The 23655-nt window shown below is 41.6% G+C and carries 20 protein-coding genes and 1 pseudogene; 20 read left to right on the forward strand and 1 reads right to left on the reverse strand.

Features of this window, described 5'->3' with window-relative positions:
- The first annotated feature begins 9 nt into the window (after positions 1–9).
- From rbfA to UP17_RS08070, 18 genes and pseudogenes are all read left to right on the forward strand, one after another.
- Complete coding sequence (gene rbfA / locus UP17_RS07985) at positions 10–378, forward strand: 30S ribosome-binding factor RbfA (RefSeq protein WP_061462445.1); 369 nt, start codon at positions 10–12, stop codon at positions 376–378.
- A 169-nt stretch (positions 379–547) separates the two neighbouring features.
- Complete coding sequence (gene truB / locus UP17_RS07990; RefSeq protein ID WP_061462446.1) at positions 548–1468, forward strand: tRNA pseudouridine(55) synthase TruB; 921 nt, start codon at positions 548–550, stop codon at positions 1466–1468.
- Positions 1469–1501: 33 nt separating this feature from the next.
- Positions 1502–2452: a bifunctional riboflavin kinase/FAD synthetase gene (gene ribF, locus UP17_RS07995; protein ID WP_061462447.1), complete on the forward strand. Its 951-nt coding sequence runs from the start codon at positions 1502–1504 to the stop codon at positions 2450–2452.
- 147 nt (positions 2453–2599) lie between these two features.
- Entirely contained in the window at positions 2600–2869 is a 270-nt protein-coding gene (gene rpsO, locus UP17_RS08000) for a 30S ribosomal protein S15 (RefSeq protein WP_061462448.1), read from the forward strand.
- Positions 2870–3189: 320 nt separating this feature from the next.
- The gene (pnp, locus tag UP17_RS08005; RefSeq protein ID WP_061462449.1) at positions 3190–5307 is read left to right on the forward strand and encodes a polyribonucleotide nucleotidyltransferase; all 2118 of its coding nucleotides are present in this window, start codon (positions 3190–3192) and stop codon (positions 5305–5307) included.
- A 608-nt stretch (positions 5308–5915) separates the two neighbouring features.
- Positions 5916–7177 (forward strand): annotated as a pseudogene (gene ltrA, locus UP17_RS08010) (group II intron reverse transcriptase/maturase).
- 181 nt (positions 7178–7358) lie between these two features.
- Positions 7359–8318 (forward strand): polysaccharide deacetylase family protein, encoded by a 960-nt coding sequence (locus UP17_RS08015; protein WP_061462450.1) that lies wholly within the window; start codon positions 7359–7361, stop codon positions 8316–8318.
- A gap of 46 nt (positions 8319–8364) precedes the next feature.
- Entirely contained in the window at positions 8365–9591 is a 1227-nt protein-coding gene (locus tag UP17_RS08020) for a M16 family metallopeptidase (RefSeq protein WP_061462451.1), read from the forward strand.
- A gap of 162 nt (positions 9592–9753) precedes the next feature.
- Positions 9754–10023 carry a YlmC/YmxH family sporulation protein gene (locus tag UP17_RS08025; RefSeq protein ID WP_061462452.1) on the forward strand — a complete coding sequence of 90 codons (270 nt, stop codon included), beginning with the start codon at positions 9754–9756 and terminating at the stop codon, positions 10021–10023.
- A gap of 229 nt (positions 10024–10252) precedes the next feature.
- Positions 10253–11155 (forward strand): dipicolinic acid synthetase subunit A, encoded by a 903-nt coding sequence (gene dpaA, locus UP17_RS08030; RefSeq protein ID WP_061462453.1) that lies wholly within the window; start codon positions 10253–10255, stop codon positions 11153–11155.
- Positions 11152–11754: a dipicolinate synthase subunit B gene (locus UP17_RS08035; RefSeq protein WP_061462454.1), complete on the forward strand. Its 603-nt coding sequence runs from the start codon at positions 11152–11154 to the stop codon at positions 11752–11754. The genes dpaA and UP17_RS08035 overlap by 4 nt, the downstream gene beginning before the upstream one ends.
- 204 nt (positions 11755–11958) lie before the next feature.
- Positions 11959–13017, forward strand: a complete 1059-nt coding sequence (asd, locus tag UP17_RS08040; RefSeq protein WP_061462455.1) for an aspartate-semialdehyde dehydrogenase — start codon at positions 11959–11961, stop codon at positions 13015–13017.
- A gap of 97 nt (positions 13018–13114) precedes the next feature.
- Positions 13115–14335: an aspartate kinase gene (gene dapG, locus UP17_RS08045; protein ID WP_061462456.1), complete on the forward strand. Its 1221-nt coding sequence runs from the start codon at positions 13115–13117 to the stop codon at positions 14333–14335.
- Between the two features lie 48 nt (positions 14336–14383).
- Entirely contained in the window at positions 14384–15253 is an 870-nt protein-coding gene (gene dapA, locus UP17_RS08050; RefSeq protein ID WP_061462457.1) for a 4-hydroxy-tetrahydrodipicolinate synthase, read from the forward strand.
- A 304-nt stretch (positions 15254–15557) separates the two neighbouring features.
- A complete protein-coding gene (locus tag UP17_RS08055; protein WP_061462458.1) occupies positions 15558–17228 on the forward strand; it encodes a ribonuclease J in 1671 nt (556 codons plus the stop codon).
- Positions 17229–17351: 123 nt separating this feature from the next.
- On the forward strand, positions 17352–18098 hold the full coding sequence (locus UP17_RS08060) for a ClpP family protease (RefSeq protein ID WP_061462459.1): 747 nt from the start codon (positions 17352–17354) through the stop codon (positions 18096–18098).
- Positions 18095–18322, forward strand: coding sequence for a YlzJ-like family protein (locus UP17_RS08065; protein WP_061462460.1), 228 nt, complete (start codon positions 18095–18097; stop codon positions 18320–18322). Before UP17_RS08060 ends, UP17_RS08065 begins: the two co-directional genes overlap by 4 nt.
- Before the next feature lie 238 nt (positions 18323–18560).
- Positions 18561–20891 carry a DNA translocase FtsK gene (locus UP17_RS08070; RefSeq protein ID WP_061462461.1) on the forward strand — a complete coding sequence of 777 codons (2331 nt, stop codon included), beginning with the start codon at positions 18561–18563 and terminating at the stop codon, positions 20889–20891.
- 29 nt (positions 20892–20920) lie between these two features.
- On the opposite strand, the gene UP17_RS08075 is transcribed toward UP17_RS08070, so the two are convergent.
- On the reverse strand, positions 20921–21220 hold the full coding sequence (locus UP17_RS08075; protein ID WP_061462462.1) for a DUF6509 family protein: 300 nt from the start codon (positions 21218–21220) through the stop codon (positions 20921–20923).
- Positions 21221–21531: 311 nt separating this feature from the next.
- On the opposite strand from UP17_RS08075, the gene UP17_RS08080 reads away from it, so the two are divergent.
- A complete protein-coding gene (locus tag UP17_RS08080) occupies positions 21532–22257 on the forward strand; it encodes a GntR family transcriptional regulator (protein WP_061462463.1) in 726 nt (241 codons plus the stop codon).
- 164 nt (positions 22258–22421) lie between these two features.
- Positions 22422–23522, forward strand: coding sequence for a BMP family lipoprotein (locus tag UP17_RS08085; protein WP_061462464.1), 1101 nt, complete (start codon positions 22422–22424; stop codon positions 23520–23522).
- The last annotated feature ends 133 nt before the right edge of the window (positions 23523–23655 follow it).

Consider the following 23655-nt stretch of genomic DNA (forward strand, 5'->3'; position numbering starts at 1 on the left):
GGTGATATTATGAGCCTTCGTTCAAATCGTGTTGGCGAACAAATGAAAAAAGAGCTGAGTGAAATTATCGGCCGAAAAATTAAAGATCCAAGAATCGGATTTGTAACTGTGACGGATGTTGAGGTTACAGGCGATTTACAGCAGGCAACTGTTTATATTTCCGTTTTGGGTGACCAGGAACAACGGGAGAAAACCTTGCAAGGCCTAGCAAAGGCAAAAGGATTCATGCGTTCAGAAATTGGGCAAAGAATCCGCCTGCGCAAGACCCCAGAGCTGTTTTTTGAATTTGATGAATCAGTTGATTATGGTAATCGTATCGAGTCGTTGATTTCCCAAATCAATTCAGAGGACAAACCGGCTGAAAAAGACGAAGAATAAGCAAGCAGTAAAAGGAGGCCGACTCAAAAAGTGCTTTGCACTTCTTGAAGTCGGTCTCTTTTTTTTGAAAATGAAATATTTAAAAATCAAAAAAACACCTTTCGGAATTGAAATTTATTTTGCTTCATGATAACCGTTTAGGGTGTTTTATAAATGATGAGGTGAAAGCGTGAACGGTATTCTTCCATTATGGAAACCCAAGGGATTGACATCCCATGATTGTGTTTTTAAATTAAGAAAGATTTTAAAGACGAAAAAGGTTGGGCATACAGGTACTTTAGATCCCGATGTAACAGGGGTTTTACCTATTTGTATTGGCAGGGCAACTAAAATTGCTGAATATTTGACAGAAGCCGGCAAAGCGTATGAAGGGGAAGTGACCCTTGGTTTTTCAACGACAACTGAAGACGCAAGCGGTGAAAAAGTGGAAGAGAAAAAGGTTGAACAAGTGATTCCGCGTGAACGGATTCTAGAGATGCTCGAATCATTGACTGGGAAAATTGAACAGACTCCGCCAATGTTTTCGGCTGTTAAGGTAAACGGGAAGAAGTTATATGAATATGCTCGTGCAGGAGTAGAAGTGGAGAGGCCGACAAGAGAGGTCTCCATCTATGAAATTACCCTTCTCGATGATCGTTCTGAATTCAAAGGGGAAACCATTTCTTTCCGTTTTCGCGTCAAGTGCAGCAAAGGTACGTATATTCGGACACTTGCAGTCATGATGGGTGAAGAATTGGGGTTTCCTGCCCATATGTCAGATTTAACCCGTATTGAATCAGCAGGTTTTAAGCAAGAGGATTGTTTTACATTTGCTGAGGTGGAAGAATTCATGGAAACCGAACGAACGGATGGTTTTCTGTTGCCATTGGAGCGGGGATTATTTCATTTGCCCAAATTTCAGATTAGTGATAAAGTAGCAAAGAAAGTACTTAACGGTGCGGTATTGGAACAAACAGAGGATGTCATTGTTGAAAAAGGTAAGCCTTTTGTGATGGTCGACCCATCAGGTAAGGCGATTGCCATTTATCAAATACATCCGACAAAAGTGGGGTTAATTAAACCTGTAAAAGTATTGGCACAAGAATTATAGACCGTTTTACCGTCGGAAAGAGGAGATTGAAAGGTGAAAGTGATCGCAATAGAGCATCCTCATCAATTTAAATCGGATGATTTTCCTGAGCTTGTAATGGCGCTTGGATTTTTTGATGGTATACATAAAGGACATCAGATTGTTATTCAAACCGCCAAGCAAAAAGCCGATGAAATGAATCTTAAGTCAGCAGTCATGACATTTGACCCGCATCCTTCAGCAGTACTGGGGAGGAAAACGGAAAATATCCGCTATATTACTCCACTTGAAGATAAGGTGGATATCATAGAGTCGATGGACATAGATTACTTATTCATAGTCCATTTCAGCAAGGAATTTGCTTCGGTACTGCCGGAACGGTTCGTTGACGAATACATTGCCGGGCTGAATGTCCGTCACGTCGTAGCAGGCTTTGATTATTCATACGGTCGGTATGGTCAAGGGTCAATGAAAGATTTGCCTGTTTACGCCCAAGGAAGGTTTTCGCAGACTGTCGTTGAAAAACAGACACTTGAAGATGAAAAGGTTAGTTCGACGAGAATCAGGGAAACTCTCGGTAATGGCAACTTTTCCGACTTTTATCATTTGGCTGGCCGGCGCTATTTAACGAAAGGGCATGTCATCCACGGTGAAAAACGGGGCAGGAAGTTGGGGTTCCCCACCGCTAATATTGAAGTAAGTGACGATTATATCTTCCCTGCTGCAGGCGTATATGCCGTCAGGATCAAAATAAGCGGTAAATGGTTTTGCGGAGTTTGCAATGTCGGATACAAACCTACGTTCCACGAAGAAAAGCCAAAATACCCTACTGTGGAGGTCCATGCCTTGGAGTTCTCAGGAGATATTTATGGCGATCAGGTTTCGGTTGAATGGCATACAAGGCTTCGGAGTGAGCAGAAATTTTCCGGACTTGAAGCATTGGTCGCTCAGATTGAAACGGATAAGCAAAATACAATAGTCTATTTTTCAAAACTGAACGCATAAAAAGGGCAGTAATAGACAAGACTTGCAATTTTAATGAAAAACATGTATTCTATTGTATGTATGAAAATAACCATTGCTTGGCTAGTCGAGACTCCGACGCTGGCTCGGTAATAGGTGATTTTACAGAATTTTAGGAGGAATAATAACATGGCAATTACACAAGTACGCAAAAACGAACTTATCGCTGAGTTCAGAACTCACGATACTGACACTGGGTCTCCAGAAGTTCAAATCGCAGTTTTAACAGAAGAAATCAACAACTTGAACGGTCACTTACGCACACATAAAAAGGACCACCATTCACGTCGCGGTCTTCTTAAAATGGTAGGTAAACGTCGTAATCTTTTAACTTACCTACGTAACACAGACGTTACTCGTTACCGTACACTAATTAACAAATTAGGTCTACGTAGATAATTTTTTCAGGAAGGCGGGAAATTTCCCGCTTTTTTGATGTTAATCAAATGATTTGGACGTGTTCTACTTAAAGGCTGAGCCTTCGTCCTTGGGACTCGGCAGGAGCCGGGTCCTTTTCCATTTATAAATGATCAGGATATACATAATCAAATGAATGAAATTTTTATTCATTTTACTGTTAATGCTTGTTTTTTTCGTGCATAATAGGAATAGTTTGGTTTTAACTCGAGTTCAGTTACTTTCACATATAAATGATTTAATCCAATACAGGTTTAGGTAAACTAAGCCTTTAAGTGAAGATTCAGAGAGGGGTTTAATAAATGGGACAGGAAAAACATACGTATTCATTTGACTGGGCCGGCCGTAATGTAACGGTAGAGATAGGGCAATTGGCCAAACAAGCGAACGGAGCAGTTTTAGTCCGTTATGGAGAAACTGCTGTATTAAGTACAGCAACAGCTTCGAAAGAGCCTAGAAATGTCGACTTCTTCCCTTTGACAGTCAACTACGAAGAAAGACTTTATGCAGTCGGCAAAATTCCAGGTGGCTTCATCAAACGTGAAGGCCGACCAAGTGAAAGGGCAATTCTTGCAAGCCGTTTAATTGATCGTCCAATCCGCCCGCTATTTGCTGATGGCTTCAGGAACGATGTTCAGATCATCAGCATGGTCATGAGTGTCGATCAAGATTGCTCTTCTGAAATGGCAGCGATGCTTGGATCATCCCTTGCACTTTCAGTTTCCGATATTCCATTCGAAGGGCCAATTGCTGGAGTTGTAGTAGGAAGAATCAATAATGAATTCATGATTAACCCTACTGTTGACCAACTTGCAAAAAGTGACATCAATTTGACGGTTGCCGGTACTAAAGATGCTATCAACATGGTTGAAGCCGGAGCTAATGAAGTACCAGAGGAAACCATGCTTGAAGCAATCATGTTTGGACATGATGAAATCAAGAAAATCATTGCATTCCAAGAGAAAATCGTTGCTGAAATCGGCAAGGAAAAAATGCAGATCGCTTTATATCAGGTGGATGCAGAGCTGGAAGCAGAAGTGAAAGGCCTATGTGAAGCCGACTTGAACAAAGCTGTACAAGTTCAGGAAAAACATGCTCGTGAAGACGCGATTAAAGAAGTGAAAGATCGTGTATTGGCTCATTATGAAGAAGAAACTGATGAAGCTAAATTAAAACAAATCAAAGAAATCCTGAATAAATTGGTCAAATCTGAAGTACGCCGTTTAATTACGGAAGAAAAAGTGCGTCCGGATGGCCGTAATCCTGACGAAATCAGACCATTATCATCAGAAGTTACCATTCTGCCCCGTACACATGGTTCTGGATTGTTCACACGCGGACAAACCCAAGCACTATCCATCTGTACTTTAGGTGCACTTGGTGATGTGCAGATTCTTGATGGCCTTGGAACCGAAGAGTCAAAACGTTTCATGCACCACTATAACTTCCCACATTTCAGTGTTGGTGAAACTGGTCCTATCCGTGGAGCAGGTCGCCGTGAAATTGGTCATGGTGCACTTGGTGAAAGAGCATTGGAACCTGTCATTCCAAACGATAAAGACTTCCCTTATACAATCAGACTTGTTTCAGAAGTGCTTGAATCAAACGGTTCAACTTCACAAGCAAGTATCTGTGCAAGCACTTTGGCAATGATGGATGCTGGTGTTCCATTGAAGGCTCCAGTTGCCGGTATTGCAATGGGCCTTGTCAAAACTGGTGAGCACTATACAATCTTAACCGATATTCAAGGTATGGAAGATCATCTTGGAGATATGGACTTTAAAGTCGCAGGTACCTCAAAAGGTGTTACTGCCCTACAAATGGACATTAAGATTGAAGGTCTATCAAGAGAGATCCTTGAAGAAGCTTTACTTCAAGCCAAACACGGCCGGATGCATATTTTGGAATCAATGATGTCAACAATCAATCAACCGCGTGAGCAGTTATCCAAATATGCTCCTAAAATCGTTACAATGTCTATAAATCCGGATAAAATCCGTGATGTAATTGGACCGAGCGGAAAACATATCAATAAAATCATTGAAGAAACTGGCGTGAAAATCGACATCGAGCAAGATGGAACGGTATTCATATCTTCTACAGATGAACCAATGATTCAAAAAGCGAAGAAAATCATTGAGGATATCGTACGTGAAGTCGTAGTCGGCGAACTATACTTAGGTAAAGTTAAACGTATTGAAAAGTTCGGTGCTTTCGTTGAAATCTTCAATGGTAAAGACGGTTTGGTGCATATTTCCGAACTGGCTGAAGAAAGAGTCGGAAAAGTGGAAGATGTCGTTTCACTTGGCGATGAGTTATTGGTTAAAGTTACTGAGATTGATAAGCAAGGAAGGGTAAACCTTTCCCGTAAAGCGGTCCTGAAAGAGCAAAAAGAGGCAGCTAACCCTTCTCAATCGTAATAGAAATGAAATTCCGGCATGCGATTCTTTGTGAATCTGCATGCTTTTTTTTTTTTTTGTGCGCCCGGCATGGGTGCAATCTATAGGGTGGAAGTCCCGAATCATGAAGGCAGTAGTAGTGGTTAGCTTAATGCAAGGGTGTCCACGGTGACGTGGAATCTGAAGGAAGCAAGCGGCAAACCTCCGGTCTGAGGAACACGAACTTCATATAAGGCTAGGTATCATTGGATGAGTTTGCGAAACAAAACAAAGTCCTTACTGCCGAAGGTGGTACAGAGTAAATGAAGCAGATAGATGGAGGGAAAGATTGCACTCTTACCCGGGGAGGTCTGATGACAGCCAAGTACACTTGGTAACCTTTCCAGTGATGGACAGCTGAATCATCAGAAGTCAGCAGAGGTCATAGTACTTGTCTACTCGAGAAGACAAGGAAGGACCGAACAGATTAAGGAGGATGAATACTAGGCGTTCGTTATCTGTGAAGAAGCAAACAATTCCTAACGGAACTTATTTGAAGGAAGAAGTGGTGAATACACGGGGAACTTCAAAAGGGTGGAGCAGATAAAGGCACAAATAGACCATTTATCCACGTAGAAAGGATATCAACGATGTTAATGGAACAGATACTAGAGAGGGAAAACTTAATACAGGCATTGAAGCGTGTAGAAAGAAATAAGGGAAGCCATGGTGTAGATGGAATGCGGGTCCAAAACCTGAGACCGCACCTCGTAACCGAATGGTACAACATGAAAACTGCCCTTTTACAGGGTACCTATCAACCGAAGCCCGTCCGTCGTATCGAAATCCCGAAACCAAACGGCGGAGTTCGGCTTTTGGGTATTCCAACCGTTCTAGACCGTTTCATTCAACAAGCCATTGCCCAAATATTGACCAAGATATATGACTCAACCTTTTCGGAGAATAGCTATGGATTTCGCCCTAACAAACAAGGGCACCAGGCGGTTCGAAAGGCAAAGTCCTATATAACCGAAGGTTATACATGGGTAGTGGATATGGATTTGGAGAAGTTCTTCGATAAAGTGAATCATGACAAGCTCATGGGAATGTTAGAGCGGAAAATTGAAGATAAACGAGTTCTTAAACTGATTCGTAAATTCCTTCAAGCAGGCATTATGATAGGCGGACTTTTTCATAAAAGTGAGGAGGGAACTCCGCAAGGAGGTCCGTTAAGTCCTTTATTATCTAATATCATGTTAGACGATTTAGATAAAGAACTAGAGAAACGCAATCTTCGATTCGTAAGGTATGCGGATGACAGTACTATCTTTGTGAAGACACGAAAAGCCGCCAAACGTGCAATGGGAAATATCTCAAGCTTCATTGAAAATAAACTGAAGCTAAAGGTCAACTACGAGAAGTCGAAGTATGATCGCCCTTGGAACAGAACGTTTCTCGGTTTTAGTTTCACGAAGTCAAAGAAGAACCCGAAGGTTCTACTGGCTAAACAAACGGTGAAGAGGGTAAAGAAACGAATCAGGGAAATGACCTCGAGAAAATTACCGATACCCATGGAACTCCGAATAAATAAGTTAAAGCAATACCTTAGAGGTTGGATGGGTATTTCGCCCTCATTGATACTCCGAACGTATTGAAGAATTTAGATTCATGGATTCGAAGAAGACTCAGAATGTGCCTATGGAAGCAATGGAAATTACCAAGAACGAGGGTGAGGAAACTCAAAGGATTAGGCGTCCCATTTGGAAAAGCATATGAATGGGGAAATAGCAGAAAGGGTTATTGGCGCATAGCGCATAGTCCTATTCTAGACAAAACCCTTAATAATGTTTATTGGCTCCATCATGGGTTAGTAAATCTATATGAACGATATACAAAACTACGTCAGACTTAAACTGAACCGCCGTATACCGAACGGTACGTACGGTGGTGTGAGAGGTCGGAGGCTAGGCGCCTCCTCCTACTCGATTGTAAAAAGCATTGGGCTAATACATAGCATGAATGGCATTAATAGTATGTCATGTTCTACCTTGTCCGTTTTCTTCATACATTTTGGTATGAAGGGGGCGTAAAAAATGAATAATAAATGGAAGCAGATAGTTGCGATAAGTGCCATTGCAGGTATATCATGGTTATTAGTGCAAAATCCATATACACAAATTTATTTGACCCAATTAACAGATCATTCAGTTGCTTCAATGAAGCAAGAAGATGAGCTTCTTTTACAAATAAAAGAATCAACAAAAAAATATGAGATTGCACCAGAGGATGCACGAATAGATTCGGTATGGAAAACCATTCCTGCATATAATGGCCTGAAGGTAAATATTGATGATTCGTATAAAGCCATGAAGAAGGAGGGTGTGTTCGATAAGGATAAGCTGGTATTTCAGCAGGTCCCTGCAAAGATACACTTAGAGGATCTGGATCCGGCTCCGATTTACCGGGCCCATCCCAAAAAGCCGGTGGTTTCATTTTTAATCAATGTGGCCTGGGGGAATGAATACTTACAAGATATGTTGGCTGTGCTGAAAGAGAATAATGTCAAGGCCACTTTTTTCCTTGAAGGTAATTGGACCAAGAAAAATCCAGATTTGGCCAAGATGATTAAGGGTGGCGGGCATGAAATAGGAAATCATTCTTATTCACATCCCGATATGAAAAACATATCCGCACAAGCTACACGTGAGGAAATTCGAAAAACGAACGAAGTCATTGAAGCGGTGACAGGTTCGAAGATGAAATGGTTCGCGCCACCAAGTGGCAGCTACCGGGATGAAACGGTGAAAATCGCGGATTCTTTCGGTCTGGAAACAGTCATGTGGAGTGTGGATACGATCGACTGGCAAAAACCAAGCCCTGAAGTCCTACAACAACGAGTGCTTTCTAAGGTACACCCAGGAGCATTTATTTTAATGCATCCGACGGAATCTACTGCAAAATCATTGGAAACGTTAATAATTGAAATAAAAAAGAAAGACCTGGATGTTGTTACCGTTTCGGAAGCTGTAGATGAAGAGCGATCGAATCCATAATGTTTTGGTTACGATAGCAGCATAGAATGATTGGGAGGAATGTTAGTTGATTAAGAAATACACGTGTCAAAATGGAGTTAGAATTGTATTGGAAAATATTCCAACAGTACGCTCAGCAGCAATTGGAGTATGGATCAAAACAGGTTCACGAAATGAAACACCTGAATTGAATGGGGTTTCACATTTTCTGGAGCATATGTTCTTTAAAGGGACAACTACGAGGAATGCGCGTGAAATTGCCGAGTCGTTCGATAGTATTGGCGGACAGGTAAATGCATTCACTTCAAAAGAGTATACATGCTATTATGCTAAAGTAATGGATAACCATGCAAGCTATGCGCTTGAAATACTTGCCGATATGTTCTTCAATTCAACATTTGATGGGGAAGAATTGAAAAAAGAAAAAAATGTAGTCTACGAAGAAATCAAAATGTACGAAGACACACCGGATGACATTGTCCATGACCTCTTAAGCAAGGCGGTTTATGAAAATCATCCTCTTGGCTATCCAATACTAGGGACGGAAAATACCCTTGAAACATTCAATAGTGATACATTGAAAAAATACGTCCATGATATGTATACACCTGATAAAGTAGTGGTTTCCATTGCGGGTAATGTGGATGAAAAATTGATTCAAGAGGTCGAAAGCTACTTTGGGTCGTATCAAGGTGGGGAAGATCGTCTTGAGTTGGTGAAACCTTCCTTTCAACAAAATAGGATCACCCGTAAAAAAGAAACGGAACAAGCCCACTTATGCCTTGGTTACAAAGGATTGGAAATCGGCAATGATAAAACATACAGCTTAATTACCTTGAATAATATTCTTGGAGGAAGCATGAGTAGCCGCCTATTCCAGGACGTCAGGGAACAACGCGGCCTTGCCTATTCCGTGTACTCCTATCATTCCAGCTATCAAGATAGCGGTTTGGTGACAGTCTATGGGGGGACAGGCACAAATCAACTCGACAGCCTATATGAAACCATTCAGGAAACACTGGATACATTAAAGAGGGATGGCATTACAGAAAAGGAATTACGAAATAGTAAAGAACAGCTTAAAGGAAGCTTGATGCTTAGCCTTGAAAGTACGAATAGCCGGATGAGCCGAAACGGAAAAAATGAACTTATGCTGGGTGAGCACCGTTCCCTTGATGATATTATCATCAAAATTGACGAGGTGACAGAGGATACCGTCAATGAACTGGCAAACCAGATATTTACGGAACATTCCTTGTCATTAGTGAGCCCGTTGGAAAACTGGGACAAATAAAAACGAACAAGCCTGCACCTTCCCTTTTATTAATGGGAGGTCAGGCTTTTTTTATAATGGAAGGGCCGGGACGGTGTTATGGACAATATTTGGATAAATGCCTTCTAAGTTTCCCTTTTTCGGATATAGATTGAATAGAAGGTGAAAAAGGGGGAGCTATAATTGAGATTGAGCGAACTGAGCGGTAAGGAAATAGTCGATGTGAATAGGGCGGAAAGATTGGGAATCCTTGGTCAGACGGATTTGGAAATAGATGAAACTGGACAAATTACCACGTTGATCATCCCTTCTGTCAAATGGTTCGGCCTTTTAAGGAATGGCAGTGAAATAAGAGTGCCATGGGAACATATAAAAAAAATCGGATCGGATATGGTCATCATTGATTTTCAGGAAGGACTTTCACTTAAAGATGGAGAGCAAATGGACGGGTGAAGACCTCACACACCATTCTCCTTGGAATGTCTGGATATGATCTCTCGAAAACGCCTTAGCTGGCAATGGCTAAGGCGTTTTTTCTTTTCTTATCACCGTTTTTTAAGTGAAAACATAAGATGGCAGGGTAACTAGAGAATGTAGCAAAAACCGAGTTGCTTCTTGAGGGAAGTTTATCATGAGGCGGGGAATGTTTAGGATCTTTTATATAAAGAAGGTGACGGTTTTAATGCTCACAGGCATGCAAATCGCTGTAATTGGTGGAGATGCGCGTCAGCTTGAAGTTGTCCGTAAACTGACGGAGCTTGATGCGAAGCTATTATTGGTAGGGTTTGAACAGCTCGACCATGCTTTTACCGGTGCGGTTAAGGAAAAAATGAAAGATATAAATTTCAACGAAATTGATTCGGTTATTTTACCTGTCCGGGGCACGGATTCAGATGGAAAAGTGGAAACGATCTTTTCCAGTGAAGAGGTTGTTTTGACTGAAGAAATGATAAAAAGGACCCCGGCACATTGCATTTTTTATGCAGGAATCAGTAACGATTACCTCAATGCGATATTTAAGAAAGCGGATCGTAAACTTGTGCTATTGTTCGAACGTGATGATGTGGCTATTTATAATTCCATTCCCACTGTAGAGGGTGCGATCATGATGGCCATTCAACATACGGATTTTACTATCCATGGATCGAATGTAGCCGTTCTTGGGCTGGGAAGGGTCGGTATGAGTGTAGCCCGGTCATTCCAGGCCCTTGGAGCAAAAGTGAAGGTGGGGGCAAGAAAAAGCGAAGATATTGCGAGGATCAGTGAAATGGCACTAACCCCTTTTCATTTAAATGATCTTGCTGAAGAGATGAAAAATGTTGATATATGTATCAATACGATTCCTTTTCCGATAATTACCGCAAGAGTTATATCCAATATGCCCGTTCATACATTAATCATCGACCTTGCTTCAAAACCAGGGGGGACGGATTTTCGTTACGCTGAAAAAAGGGGAATTAAAGCGCTGTTGGCACCGAGTCTACCGGGTATAGTTGCCCCGAAAACGGCTGGTCAGATATTAGCAAATGCACTGGGACTATTGATTCAAGGCGAGTTTATGAAAAGGAAGGGGAAAAAACTATGAGTCTCCAAGGGAAACGGATCGGTTTCGGATTAACAGGATCACATTGCACATATGATGAAGTATTTCCTGAAATAGAAAAACTTGTAAATGAAGGGGCGGAAGTCATTCCAATCGTAACATCGACTGTACAAAACACGGAAACCCGTTTTGGAAAGGGGGAGGACTGGATCGAAAGGATTGAAACATTGACGGGGAATCATGTCGTTGATACAATCGTCAAAGCAGAGCCATTAGGACCTAGATTGCCACTTGATTGCATGGTAATCGCTCCTTTAACGGGTAACTCAATGAGTAAAATGGCAAATGCTCTTACCGATTCGCCTGTACTTATGGCTGCAAAAGCGACGATGAGAAATCACCGTCCAGTTGTGGTCGCTATATCAACGAATGATGCACTTGGGTTAAATGGTGTCAATCTAATGAGGCTGATGGCAGCAAAAGATATTTATTTTGTTCCATATGGCCAGGATAATCCAATAGGAAAGCCAAGTTCCATGGTTGCAAGGATGAGTATGATAAGGGATACGATCGTTGCGGCACTGGAAAGGGAACAGGTTCAACCGGTCATCGTCGAAAGGTTCAAGGATGATATAGACTAAAACAAGTTTTCAGGCACGCTCCCGCTTTCACATATATGCATAATTTTGTAGTGTAAAGTTATAAAAAACCACTCCACTACCAGAATATTTTGTTAAAGTCCGACCCTTTGGAATGTTAATGTGATAAAATAAATGATATTCTGAACAAGAAGAGTAAATCCAACTATAAACTAATTTTAAGAGATAGAAAAGGAGTATGTATAAATGACTGAGACACAGGGATTGCGTATTGCAGTTGTGGGAGCAACTGGAGCAGTAGGACAACAAATGATTTCAACACTCGAACAAAGGGACTTACCGATTAAGAAAATCATCTTTTTATCATCGGCTCGTTCCGCTGGAATCAAACTTAAGTTTAAGGGCGAAGAAATCGAAGTGCAGGAAGCAAAACCTGAAAGCTTTGAAGGCATCGATATCGCATTATTCAGTGCTGGAGGAAGCGTGTCTAAGGAATTGGCTCCAGAAGCAGTGAAACGCGGAGCAATAGTAGTGGATAACACCAGCGCGTTCCGCATGGATGAAAATGTGCCGCTAGTCGTGCCTGAAGTAAACGCTGAAGACTTGAAACTGCATAATGGGATCATTGCGAACCCGAATTGTTCAACTATCCAAATGGTTGTGGCATTAGAACCTATCCGCCAGACATACGGATTATCAAAAGTTGTCGTCTCTACCTATCAGGCTGTTTCGGGTGCAGGGGCTGCAGCGATAAATGAATTAAAAGAACAAGCTCGCAACTTGCTTGATGAAAAAGAAATAGATCCGAAAATTTTACCGGTGAAGGGGGACGAAAAGCATTATCAAATCGCTTTTAACGTCATTCCCCAAATCGATAAATTCCAAGAAAATGGTTACACATTCGAAGAGATGAAAATGATCAATGAAACAAAGAAAATCATGCATATGCATGACCTTCCAGTAGCTGCAACATGCGTAAGGCTTCCTGTTGTAACAGGTCATTCAGAATCTGTTTACATTGAAGTTGAAAAAGAAGGCGTAGCGGCTTCTCAAATCAAAGATTTAATGAGGATGGCGCCTGGAATAGTGTTAGAAGATGAACCGGAACAACAAATTTACCCAACGCCTGCTTCATCCGTCGGCAAGAATGATGTATTCGTCGGTCGGATCCGCAAAGATTTGGATGAAGATAAAGGCTTCCATTTATGGGTGGTTTCCGATAATCTATTAAAAGGAGCAGCTTGGAATTCTGTTCAAATTGCTGAAAGCCTTTTGAAATTAGGTTTAGTTACAGTTAAGGATTAATTTATTCTTAACGAACTGAAAATTAATTTCCGATAGGATAGAGAGTTTTTGTCAGCTTCCCTAATCGGGAAGCTGGCTTATATTTGGGGTGCATATTATGAAAATTATCGTCCAGAAATACGGTGGGACATCCGTTCGTGATGAGAAAAGCCGTTCATTTGCAAAAGGGCATATTGAAAATGCGATCAAAGAAGGGTATAAAGTGGTGGTTGTGGTTTCAGCAATGGGAAGAAAAGGCGATCCCTATGCAACGGATACCTTACTTTCTTTAGTAAATGGAGCAAAAGCCAGCCTTTCAAAACGAGAACAGGATTTACTTATGTCAGTAGGGGAAACGATATCTTCTGTCGTGTTTACGAACATGCTGTTGGAACACGGTATTGAAGCCGTCGCCTATACTGGAGCTCAAGCGGGGTTCTTGACGAATTCCGACTATTCCAGTGCGAAAATAATCGAAATGAAATGTGACCGTCTCATGAAGGAACTGGAAGTGAAGGATGTTGTCGTTGTGGCAGGATTCCAGGGAGCAGCTAAAAATGGGGATATCACCACCATTGGTCGTGGTGGAAGTGACACTTCAGCTGCTGCATTAGGTGCGGCTTTGCAAGCTGAGCGGGTCGATATTTATACGGATGTGGAAGGAATCATGACGGCAGATCCACGTATTGCCGATCAAGCTCGTCCATTATCAATCGTTTCATATACGGAAGTTTGCAATATGGCATATCAAGGGGCGAAAGTGATTCATCCGCGAGCTGTTGAAATTGCCATGCAGGCCAAAGTCCCGATTCGGATAAGGTCAACATACAGCGAAGGTTTGGGAACACTTGTTACAAGTGTGAACAAGGAAAGCCAGGGTAGTGACATACGTGATAGGCTTGTAACCGGAATTGCCCATGTTCCAAAAATCACTCAAATCAAGGTGCGTGCAAAAAAAGATCAATACAATCTACAAGCAGAAGTTTTTAAAGCAATGGCCAATGCCTCCATTTCAGTGGATTTTATAAATATTTATCCAAGTGGCGTGGTTTATACAGTTTCGGAAGAGATGACAGAACTGGCCCTCTCGATTTTGGCCGAGCTTGGTCATGAACCGGTCATTGAACGAAATTGTGCCAAAGTTTCCGTAGTCGGTGCAGGCATCAACGGAGTGCCAGGCGTTGCAGCGAAGATTGTCACAGCGCTTTCCGAGAAGGAAATTGCCATACTTCAGTCTGCAGACAGCCATACGACTATTTGGGTACTCGTAAAAGAAGAAGATTTAATTGAAGCTGTTAATTCACTGCACGATGCATTTCAACTGCATGAAGTCCACTAATCATGGTTTTTTAATAAATAAAGGTTTTAAAAAATAAAGAGGTGTTAGATGATGATATTTGGTAGAGTATCAACCGCAATGGTCACCCCTTTTGATAGCAAGGGAAATGTAGATTTTCAAAAGACGACTACATTGGTTAATTACTTATTGACGAATGGAACGGATTCACTTGTGCTATCGGGAACAACAGGGGAATCTCCAACTTTATCTTCGGAGGAGAAAATCGCATTATTGCGTCATGTTTCTAAGGTGGTTGAAAAACGTGTGCCCATCATCATGGGTACAGGGAGTAACAATACGTATGCTTCCATTGAGTTGACAAAAAAAGCAGAACAAAATGGCGCCGATGCAATTATGCTGGTGGCCCCGTATTATAGTAAAACGAATCAAGAAGGTCTGTACCAGCATTTTAAAGCTATTGCAGCCAGCACCACTCTCCCTGTAATGATATATAATATCCCTGGGCGTGCTTCGGTTAACATTGAACCGGAAACGATCATCCGCCTTGCACAGATTCCTAATATCGTAGCCGTGAAGGAAGCAAGCGGGGATTTAAACGCTATGTCTCAAATCATAGCAGGAACGGATGATGATTTTGCATTATATAGTGGAGACGACGCTTTAACACTCCCTGTACTAGCGATTGGTGGTGTGGGTGTAGTTTCGGTTGCTTCACATATTGCTGGTAATGAGTTGCAGAAAATAGTGGAGGCTTTCATCAGTGGTAACCTGAAAGAGGCGGCTCAGCTGCATCAGGAACTGTTACCGCTTATTAAAGGTTTGTTTGCAGCGCCAAGCCCGGCACCTGTCAAAACAGCTCTTCAGTTATATGGAATAGACGTTGGATCGGTCAGACTTCCAATCGTGCCATTGACGGAGCAGGAGCGCCTTGCCTTAACTTCGATATTAAAAAAATAAAAATACATGGAACAAGCTGATCGTTGAAGATTGGCTTGTTTTTACATAAAGATGTATTTGAAATAGGATATATTTTCCGCATTTTGGTTGTATATTGTGATTTCCTCCAAAATTCGATCGAAAGAGGATAAAACCATTCGAATAGTACATGGGATGAATGTCCCATACATACATGCAAAGTTTTATTAATGAATAAAAGAAAAAGTCCCTCTGAAAATGGTAAGTGTTGTCATGTTTTTTGAACATCAGTTATAATGAAATCATTGGGAAATTATGAACGGGATTTTTTAAGGAGGATATTCGATTGGGTAAAGATAAAAATAATGGGATAAAAGTCATTTCTCTTGGAGGACAAGGGGAACTTGGTAAAAATATGTACGTCGTTGAGGTGAATGAGGACATCTATCTTCTTGATGCAGGGTTAATGCTGCCAGAAGAGGAAATGCTGGGAATCGATGCGGTTATTCCTGATATATCATATTTGATGGATAATAAGGAACGGGTGCAGGGGATATTCATTACACATGGTCATGAAGACCATATGGGAGCTCTTGCTTATGTTTTGAAATACTTACCGGTTCCTGTTTATGGAACAAAGCTTACACTTGCTTTAATCAAAACCAAATTAAAGGAAGATGGCTTTAACGGCAGGGCAACATTTACTGAAATCGATTCCGATTCTCTTTTAAGTTTCCCTCAAGCAGCCGTGTCTTTTTTCCGGACTAACCATAGTATCCCTGATTCTGTCGGAGTCGTGATCCACACGCGTGAAGGTGCAATCGTATATACAGGGGATTTCAAATTCGACCAAGCGGCGACCGGTCTTTATAAACCCGAAATCGGTAAAATGGCTAGTATAGGTGAAGAAGGTGTCCTATGCTTGCTTTCGGATAGTACGGGTGCTGAGAGGCCAGGTTACACGCCATCAGAAGCAGTTGTGGCCAGAGATATTACAGAGGCTTTCCTTGCTGCCTCCGGAAGGATCATCGTTGCGTGCTTCGCTTCTAACATCAACCGGATTCAGCATGTCTTCAATGCAGCGTCTGCAAGTCGCAGGAAAGTTGCAGTGGTAGGAAAAAGTCTGCAACGCGTTTATGAAACAGCCTTGAATCTTGGCTACTTGAAGGTCGAAGAAGAGCTGATCATCCCAATTAATGAAATTAACCAGTATGACGACCGTGAAATCGTCGTGTTATCGACAGGTCATCAGGGGGAGCCAATTGCAGCCCTTCAAAAAATGGCAAAACAGACTCATAAGCAGGTAACGATCAAAAAGGGAGACACAGTTCTAATCAGTGCATCACCACTTCAGGGCGGCGAACTTATCTTATCAAAAACCGTCGATTTGCTGTACAGGGTAGGTGCGGAAGTGGTATCTGCTAATAAATATAAAGTGCACGTAACGGGGCACGGCAGCCAGGAAGAACTGAAAATGATGATCAATTTGATGAATCCTAAATTCTTTATCCCAGTACATGGGGAATACCGCCAATTATATGCCCATCAAAAAGTTGGGGTTGCCGCGGGGATTAAACGGGAAAACATCATAATTGCCGAAAAAGGTGATGTCATCGAACTAAAGGGCAATAAAATGGGTCTATCCGGCAAAGTTTCTGCAGGAAATATCTTGATAGATGGCAGTGGTGTTGGAGATGTTGGTAATATCGTTCTTCGTGATCGTCGCTTGTTATCCCAGGATGGCATTTTGATTGTAGTCGTCACCTTGAACCGTCAGGATAAAAGCATTGCAGCAGGACCTGAAATCATTACAAGGGGATTCGTTTATGTACGCGAATCAGAAAAAATGATTGGGGAAGCAACTGAAATAGTAAGTGAAATCGTGAAAAAAAATGGATCGCGCCAACCCTTCGATTGGTCCACTTTGAAGCAGGAAATGCGTGATGCATTGAACCAATTCTTCTATGAAAAAACGAAACGCCGTCCAATGATTTTACCGATCATCATGGAATATTAAGTAATGAACCCCTGATTCGACAGGGGTTCTTTTTTTCGATTCAAACCTCTTATATCTTGAAGAATGAAGTCCGAGACTCGAGACATAATAAAGCTATAGGCTAAGAAGAAAGGGGTTGGCATAGTGGATAATGCACCATTACCAAATGAAAACGAAGGCCGGCAGGAAGGTAAGAACTCAACTTTAGTCGAAAAGATCCAGCAGCTGGGGGCTACTAATGTCCCGCAACTATCTCAGGACTCAAAAATCCATTGCTTAACAATCATTGGACAAATTGAAGGACATATGCAGCTGCCGCCTCAAAATAAAACGACCAAATATGAACATGTTATTCCACAAATTGTGGCAATTGAACAAAATCCCAATATTGAGGGGCTTCTTGTCATTTTAAATACAGTTGGAGGAGATGTCGAAGCGGGACTGGCCATCGCAGAGATGCTGGCTTCACTGTCCAAGCCGTCTGTCTCGATTGTGCTTGGGGGAGGTCATTCAATCGGTGTGCCGATTGCAGTTTCGTGTGATCATTCCTATATAGCAGAAACAGCAACGATGACGATTCATCCCATTCGTTTGACAGGTCTAGTCATTGGCGTGCCTCAAACCTTTGAATACTTGGATAAAATGCAGGAAAGAGTCATTAAGTTTGTTACGCGGCATTCCAATGTTACGGAAGAAAGTTTTAAGGATTTAATGTTTGCTAAAGGGAATTTAACCCGTGATATAGGCACGAATGTAATCGGGGCCGAGGCAGTTGAAATAGGTATGATCGATGATGTAGGAGGAGTGGGCCAGGCCATGAGAAAACTAAATAGCTTCATGGATGAAAGAAGGCCAAAAATAGCTGGGGAAGGGGAGGGGCTTCTGCAATGACGCTTTATACGATCGTTCCTGATGATGTCATTTTCCCTCATCACCATGAAAAGACGGCAAACTTAATAGAAATGATTTATAATGGTGTACATGTTATGGTTGAACATGACGGTGGACGCACGTTTCGCATTGATCGAATTGTGAGCACGGATCCAGAAGATTATATGAATGTACACATTCAGCCGGGAGCTGTCATCAATGTGTTCGAACATATGAGTACCTAGTAAAAACGACTAACTGAGGTAAATTATGATATACTGGAATGAAAATCAGCAGCCGCTTGGCTGCTTTATTCATTATACGGGCAAATTGTCAGCCTTAAGAAGAAATGGTACATATATCAAGCACAGGGACATATTTATTTGGTATAATCAATAAGCGAACGTTTGTTTCGTGAAGGGAATTCATGTTGTGATGTTGAATAGGAAAGTAGAATAGTTTCATGAAGAATCAGGTGATATTATGGCAAAGAAGAAACGCAGAAAAAAGAAAAGTACAGAGAAGTTAAAAATAACGCTTAAATATGAATTGATCGGCCTCACTTTAATAGGGTTGGCCATCATTGCCATTGCCAAGCTAGGAGCAGTTGGAAAAGGGACGGTCTTTTTAATCCGCTTCTTCATGGGGGAATGGTATATCCTCTTTTTGTTGGGAGCAATTGCAGCTGGGTTCTATTTGATGATAAGGAGGGAGGTCCCTTTCCTGTTGAAACGGCAATTCATCGGGATGTACTTCCTTGTCGCGAGCATGCTCTTACTAAGTCATGTGACGCTGTTTAACATGCTTGCAGATGGGGGCCCGTTTACGAAGCCCAGCGTCATTTCGAATACATGGGAACTATTTTGGATGGAAGTGACCGGCAAGGCCAGCACAAAGGACCTCGGGGGCGGTATGATTGGAGCGATATTATTCGCTTCCTCATACTTTTTATTCGACGAAGCTGGATCGAAAATCATCTCATTCCTTTTTATCATTGTAGGTGCTGTATTATTGACCGGGAAAACTTTAGGTGAAGCCCTCGGGAAGTTTTTCATGGGTCTTGGCGGTTTTTTCAGTAAGCAATGGTCTGAATTCAGTGTTGATATGAAAACGTGGAATGAAGACAAAAAAGAAAAGAAAAAAAAACCCGTAAAAAAGAAGAAACGAGAAAAAGATCCGGAGGAAGAAACGGATCAGCCCCTTCATCAAGAAGAGGAGACACAGCAAATGGCGACGGAACGGATCATTTCAAGCTTTGCTGATAAAGCCTATAGCGACGAAACTGAAGTAATTCCGGTTGCGACGGAACCTGCCGCTGAAACTGCAGAAGAGCAGGAAGATGCCGTTCCGCCTATGAATTTTACTGAAGTGGAAAATAAAGAATATCTTTTACCGCCGCTTTCATTATTATTACAGCCCAAAAAAACGGACCAAAGCGGAGAGTACCAATTGATCCATGAAAATGCGGCAAAGCTTGAACGCACATTTCATAGCTTTGGAGTGAAAGCGAGGGTCACTCAAGTGCATTTAGGCCCAGCCGTAACCAAATATGAAGTGCATCCGGATGTAGGGGTGAAGGTAAGTAAGATTGTCAGCCTTTCCGATGACTTAGCCCTTGCACTGGCCGCGAAGGATATTAGGATCGAAGCGCCGATTCCCGGTAAATCAGCTATAGGAATTGAAGTTCCTAACTCCGAAGTGGCGATGGTGTCATTAAGGGAAGTGTTGGAGGCCAAAGAAGTTGACAAGCCTGATGCAAAACTGCAAATAGGCCTAGGGCGGAATATTTCTGGTGAAGCGGTTAAGGCGGAGCTCAATAAAATGCCGCATTTACTAGTAGCCGGAGCTACGGGCAGCGGAAAATCCGTTTGTATCAACGGAATTATCACGAGTATCTTGATGAGGGCAAAACCGCATGAAGTGAAAATGATGATGATCGATCCAAAAATGGTGGAGCTTAATGTCTATAATGGAATTCCCCACTTACTCGCACCTGTAGTGACAAATCCAAAGAAAGCTGCACAGGCCTTGCAAAAAGTAGTCAGTGAAATGGAAAGGCGCTATGAGCTATTTTCACATTCTGGTACGCGTAATATTGAAGGTTACAACGATTATATTAACCGATATAACATTGAAGAAGATGCAAAGCAACCGCTCCTGCCCTATATCGTAGTCATTGTCGATGAGCTGGCAGATTTGATGATGGTCGCCTCGAATGATGTTGAGGATGCCATAACACGGCTTGCGCAAATGGCAAGGGCTGCAGGCATCCATTTGATAATAGCCACTCAGCGGCCTTCCGTAGATGTTATTACAGGGGTCATTAAAGCGAACATCCCATCTCGGATTGCTTTTAGTGTCTCATCAATGACCGATTCGAGAACGATCCTGGACATGGGCGGTGCCGAAAAACTGTTAGGGCGGGGTGACATGCTCTTCCTGCCTGCAGGAGCTTCTAAACCCGTTCGCGTCCAAGGGGCCTTTTTATCCGACAATGAAGTCGAGGAAGTTGTCACATATGTCATTTCACAACAAAAAGCCCAATATAACGAAGAGATGATACCGGATGAAATTGCAGAAACTTCAAATGGTGAAGTCGAAGATAGTTTATACGGGGATGCCGTGTCCTTGATCATAGAAATGCAGACCGCATCCGTTTCCATGCTGCAGCGCCGTTTCCGGATTGGCTACACGCGGGCAGCAAGATTGATTGATGAAATGGAAACGAGGGGAATTGTCGGGCCATATGAAGGCAGTAAGCCACGAAATGTATTGGTCACTAAAGATGAACAGGATGAAGCGCATTTATCATAGGAAAAAAAACCGGGCGGCTGCCCGGTTTTTTAATTCTTCATCGCCTCATCTAAATGTTTAAGACAGAAGTCGGAAATCATCGCTTCTTCATCTTCCTCTAAATCGAATTCGAGTGCGGCTTCGTTCCCTTTTTCAAAAATATCATATTTAATCAGCTTGCCTAATTGTTCTTCCACTACAAAAAGTACCCGGATATATAAACCATTTTCCGAAAAGAGCTCATCCTCTTCCGGCACTTCAATATCCAAGAACAACTCGTAACGCTCCCCGGATAAAATTCCGAATGGATCATTCAATTTTTCAATCGTGTATTCTGTAATCTTTAACATCATGTGTACATCCCTTCAAAGAAGATAAATCTTATTATACAGGAAAACGGTGCCTTGAAAAGAAAGCTGGCTGCATTCATCTTGCATTTTCAAAAAAAAAAATATCTGATTTAGGAGAATAATCGTACAACTTTCGCGGCCATCCCTAGACGGAAAGACACAGAGGAGGGTAATTTATCCTAAATTCTTTTAAAGTAAATAGTAAAACACTATTTATTTATATCAAAAAAAATGTTATATTATTTTCGATTAGTAGGAATGATTCAACATCAGAGGTCTGATGTCTTAAGAAATTAGCTGGGGGAAACTGTATGTCAATAAAATCAGATAGTCGACATTTATATTTGCAGGTCATTGATTACCTGAAGCAGGATATTGAAGCAGGAGTCTATCAGGAAAATGAAAAATTCCCTTCAGAATTCGATCTTGCAAAAAAATTGGGAGTGAGTAGGGCGACACTTCGAGAAGCGCTGCGAATTTTAGAAGAAGAAAACGTCATCATTCGCCGCCATGGAGTTGGGACCTTTGTCAATCCAAAACCTCGCTTCACTTCAGGTATCGAGCAATTAAAAAGTGTCACGAACATGATTGAAGAGGCAGGAATGAAGCCGGGTACGATTTTCTTAAGCTCGACGACCCAAGAAGCTACAGAAGAGGATATACAAAGGTTTTCTTGTTCACCAGATGAACGCATCGTCATCATTGAACGTGTAAGGACAGCGAATGGCGAACCAGTTGTCTACTGTGTTGACAAAATTCCTGAATCAATACTATCAGAAAATTTTGACCGTAATGATGAGTCTCTTTTTGATATTTTGGAAAGAGATGCGAATCGAAAAATTACGCATGCCGTAGCAGAGATTGAGCCTATTGGATATCATGAGAAAGTTTCTCCTATCCTTAAATGTTCGCCAGAAGCCGCACTCCTCGTTCTAAAGCAGATGCATCTGGATGATTGGGACCAGCCTATCCTGTATTCTGTTAACTACTTTAAAGCCAATATGTTCAGTTTTCATGTCCTTCGTAAACGTGTGTAGTCCTTTTAGTCTGCATACGGGTGAATGCAAGCGTTTGTTTCGATTCCTTAAAAGTCGGTCAAACGCTTGCAAAAAAAATTTTAAAGAGAAGTGAAAACGCCAACATGAATGACTTTTCAGAACATTCCTGCTCAAAAAACTATGTATTTTAGGGGGATAAAAATTTGAAAAAGCGCAAATTAGGCCTAGTTCTTTCACTTGTTCTTGCAGCTGGAACGCTACTAGGAGCATGTGGTAATTCAGAGAATGATGATAAAAAATCTTCAAATGGAAAAGACAAAAAAGATAACTTCACAGTATCGATGGTAACCGATATTGGTGGTATCGATGACAAATCCTTCAACCAATCTGCTTGGGAAGGCCTTCAGGCGTTTGGAAAAGACAATGGATTGGAAAAAGGAAAAGACGGCTATAATTACCTTCAGTCAAAATCAGATTCCGAGTATACGACGAACCTAAATACTCTTGTTAAAGAAGATTACAATCTTATCTACGCTATTGGCTATGCATTAGCCGAATCTGTTGATGAAGTAGCAACACAGCGTCCTAAATCTCATTTTGCGATCGTTGATAGTGTTGTTAAACAAGATAACGTAGCAAGCATCGTTTTCAAAGAACAGCAAGGTTCATTCCTAGTAGGTGTTATTGCTGGCTTGCAGACAAAATCGGATAAAGTGGGCTTCATCGGTGGCGTGGATTCTAAACTAATTAAGAAATTTGAAGTAGGCTTTAAAGCTGGTGTTCTATCTGTTAATCCTAATGCGAAAATTACAGCACAATATGCAGGATCGTTTGGTGATGCGGCAAAAGGACAACAAATGGCAAACAACATGTATTCTTCAGGAATTGATATCATTTACCAAGCAGCTGGCGGAACTGGAAACGGTGTCTTCACATCTGCTAAGGAATTGAAGAAAAAAGATCCTAAAAAAGACATTTGGGTTATCGGGGTAGACCGTGACCAAAAAGAAGAAGGCGCATTGAAAGTCAAAGGCAAGGACTACAATGTCACTTTGACTTCCATGGTAAAACGTGTGGATGTAGCAGTACAAGATTTAGCGAAAAAGACAAAAGAGGGTAACTTCCCTGGTGGAGAAACCATTGAATATGGTCTTGAAGAAAACGGAATCATGATTTCTAAATCTCAAGAAAATGTAACCAAGGAATCATTAAAAGCGGTTGAAGAATATGTTAAAAAAATTAAATCTGGTGAACAAAAAACTCCTGGAACAGAAAAAGAGTTGAAGGAATTAGGATTTAAATAATTCAAGCATAACATGATAAGGAGAGAGAAGGCCTGTCAAAGGCCTTCAAATCCTTTTTCATACTGAAAAAAGCCGAATGAAAGACTATGAAAAAGTTTGTAGTTTTTCATTTGGTTTTTTATAAAAGAAAACC

The organism is Peribacillus simplex (assembly GCF_001578185.1).
GTDB classification, from domain to species: domain Bacteria; phylum Bacillota; class Bacilli; order Bacillales; family DSM-1321; genus Peribacillus; species Peribacillus simplex_A.

Bases quoted from the DNA above. Each gene is read 5' to 3' on its own strand.
- UP17_RS08080 (WP_061462463.1), top strand. From the start codon at position 21,532: ATGTCAATAAAATCAGATAGTCGACATTTATATTTGCAGGTCATTGAT.
- dapG (WP_061462456.1), top strand. From the start codon at position 13,115: ATGAAAATTATCGTCCAGAAATACGGTGGGACATCCGTTCGTGATGAG.
- rpsO (WP_061462448.1), top strand. From the start codon at position 2,600: ATGGCAATTACACAAGTACGCAAAAACGAACTTATCGCTGAGTTCAGA.
- UP17_RS08075 (WP_061462462.1), bottom strand. From the start codon at position 21,220: ATGTTAAAGATTACAGAATACACGATTGAAAAATTGAATGATCCATTC.
- pnp (WP_061462449.1), top strand. From the start codon at position 3,190: ATGGGACAGGAAAAACATACGTATTCATTTGACTGGGCCGGCCGTAAT.
- dpaA (WP_061462453.1), top strand. From the start codon at position 10,253: ATGCTCACAGGCATGCAAATCGCTGTAATTGGTGGAGATGCGCGTCAG.
- UP17_RS08070 (WP_061462461.1), top strand. From the start codon at position 18,561: ATGGCAAAGAAGAAACGCAGAAAAAAGAAAAGTACAGAGAAGTTAAAA.
- UP17_RS08035 (WP_061462454.1), top strand. From the start codon at position 11,152: ATGAGTCTCCAAGGGAAACGGATCGGTTTCGGATTAACAGGATCACAT.
- asd (WP_061462455.1), top strand. From the start codon at position 11,959: ATGACTGAGACACAGGGATTGCGTATTGCAGTTGTGGGAGCAACTGGA.
- rbfA (WP_061462445.1), top strand. From the start codon at position 10: ATGAGCCTTCGTTCAAATCGTGTTGGCGAACAAATGAAAAAAGAGCTG.
- UP17_RS08065 (WP_061462460.1), top strand. From the start codon at position 18,095: ATGACGCTTTATACGATCGTTCCTGATGATGTCATTTTCCCTCATCAC.
- dapA (WP_061462457.1), top strand. From the start codon at position 14,384: ATGATGATATTTGGTAGAGTATCAACCGCAATGGTCACCCCTTTTGAT.
- UP17_RS08015 (WP_061462450.1), top strand. From the start codon at position 7,359: ATGAATAATAAATGGAAGCAGATAGTTGCGATAAGTGCCATTGCAGGT.